We start from the raw sequence: 1,603 nt of genomic DNA on the forward strand, positions 1-1,603 counted from the left end.
TTATGCTGTTTTTCGCAATTCTAGTATATCAGATGAACGTGTCTTTTGTGTTGCACTTCATTTTACAACAGGGCGATTAAGATTTTTAAAAAAAGTTTGCAAAAATACTTGCATTCTTTTTTTTTATGTGATACACTAAATAACGGTTTGAAAAAACTGCCTAAGACAGTAGGGGAGCTCGACTCATAAAGATCCTACCGAGGACAAAACGTATCATGTAAAAAGAAGCGTATTGTACTTTCGTGTCTAGGTTTGGGCGCGTTTTTCTTTTGGAAAAATTCCCCAAGCAAAATAATTACGGAGGTGAACACACTAATGAGTGAAGCAATTATTGCTAAGAAAGCGGAACTAGTTGACGTAGTAGCTGAGAAAATGAAAGCTGCTGCATCAATCGTCGTTGTGGACGCTCGTGGTTTGACAGTAGAACAAGATACAGTTCTTCGTCGTGAGCTTCGTGGAAGCGAAGTTGAGTACAAAGTTATTAAAAACTCAATCTTACGTCGTGCAGCTGAAAAAGCTGGTCTTGAAGATCTTGCATCTGTTTTTGTTGGACCATCTGCAGTAGCATTTTCTAACGAAGATGTTATCGCACCAGCGAAAATCTTGAACGACTTTTCTAAAAACGCTGACGCACTTGAAATCAAAGGTGGTGCAATCGAAGGCGCTGTCGCATCTAAAGAAGAGATTCTTGCTCTTGCAACTCTTCCAAACCGCGAAGGACTTCTTTCTATGCTCCTTTCTGTACTTCAAGCGCCAGTGCGCAACGTTGCTCTTGCAGTCAAAGCGGTTGCGGACAACAAAGAAGACGCAGCTTAATCCTAAGCTACGCAGCGTAGCCTAGCTACAAAAAATATAAATAAAAAAATTTAAAACTTATTTGGAGGAAATAACAATGGCATTGAACATTGAAAACATTATTGCTGAAATTAAAGAAGCTTCAATCCTTGAATTGAACGACCTTGTAAAAGCTATCGAAGAAGAATTTGGTGTAACTGCAGCTGCTCCTGTAGCTGTTGCTGCAGCTGGTGCTGCTGACGCTGGTGCTGCTAAAGATTCATTCGACGTTGAATTGACATCTGCAGGCGACAAGAAAGTCGGCGTTATCAAAGTTGTACGTGAAATCACAGGTCTTGGTCTTAAAGAAGCTAAAGAACTTGTTGATGGAGCACCAGCACTTGTTAAAGAAGGTGTTGCTACAGCTGAAGCTGAAGAAATCAAAGCTAAATTGGAAGAAGCTGGAGCTTCAGTTACTCTTAAATAATCGAGTTTCCAATCAAAATGAAAACCGAGGTTTAGTCCTCGGTTTTTTTGTTTACAATTTTGAAATTAGATCTATATTTGTACAGATTTACTTTTGTCCTATGTCGAGTGTATGACCCTTGTTATAATTTTCTTTAATGAAAAGCTATATTTCTAGATAGTATCTAAGTCTTATTGGAGTATATATAGCATTTTAACAATTTGAAATTATTAATAAGTAAAAGGAGAGTATTAATCTTTGTCTTTAGAATGATCGTTTACTTTCATAAAGATTCTGTCAATAATTTTGTGTAAACACTCAAGTAAAGTTGCGGAGTGTTAATCAAATAAGCTTTCAAGTGTG

2 protein-coding genes and 1 other annotated feature are annotated in these 1,603 nt (G+C 37.5%); both genes read left to right on the forward strand.

Going from position 1 to position 1,603, the window contains the following annotated elements:
- The first annotated feature begins 141 nt into the window (after nucleotides 1-141).
- Nucleotides 142-277: a sequence feature (ribosomal protein L10 leader region), on the forward strand.
- Between the two features lie 38 nt (nucleotides 278-315).
- Complete coding sequence (gene rplJ, locus K1J10_RS10465) at nucleotides 316-816, forward strand: 50S ribosomal protein L10 (RefSeq protein WP_048691273.1); 501 nt, start codon at nucleotides 316-318, stop codon at nucleotides 814-816.
- A 76-nt stretch (nucleotides 817-892) separates the two neighbouring features.
- Nucleotides 893-1,261: a 50S ribosomal protein L7/L12 gene (gene rplL / locus K1J10_RS10470; RefSeq protein WP_001196965.1), complete on the forward strand. Its 369-nt coding sequence runs from the start codon at nucleotides 893-895 to the stop codon at nucleotides 1,259-1,261.
- Nucleotides 1,262-1,603 lie beyond the last annotated feature (342 nt).

This window comes from Streptococcus australis, from assembly GCF_019930045.1.
In the GTDB taxonomy this organism is placed as follows: Bacteria; Bacillota; Bacilli; order Lactobacillales; family Streptococcaceae; genus Streptococcus; species Streptococcus australis_D.

Excerpts from the sequence above, each read along its gene's own strand:
- rplJ (WP_048691273.1), top strand. The coding sequence starts at position 316 with ATGAGTGAAGCAATTATTGCTAAGAAAGCGGAACTAGTTGACGTAGTA.
- rplL (WP_001196965.1), top strand. The coding sequence starts at position 893 with ATGGCATTGAACATTGAAAACATTATTGCTGAAATTAAAGAAGCTTCA.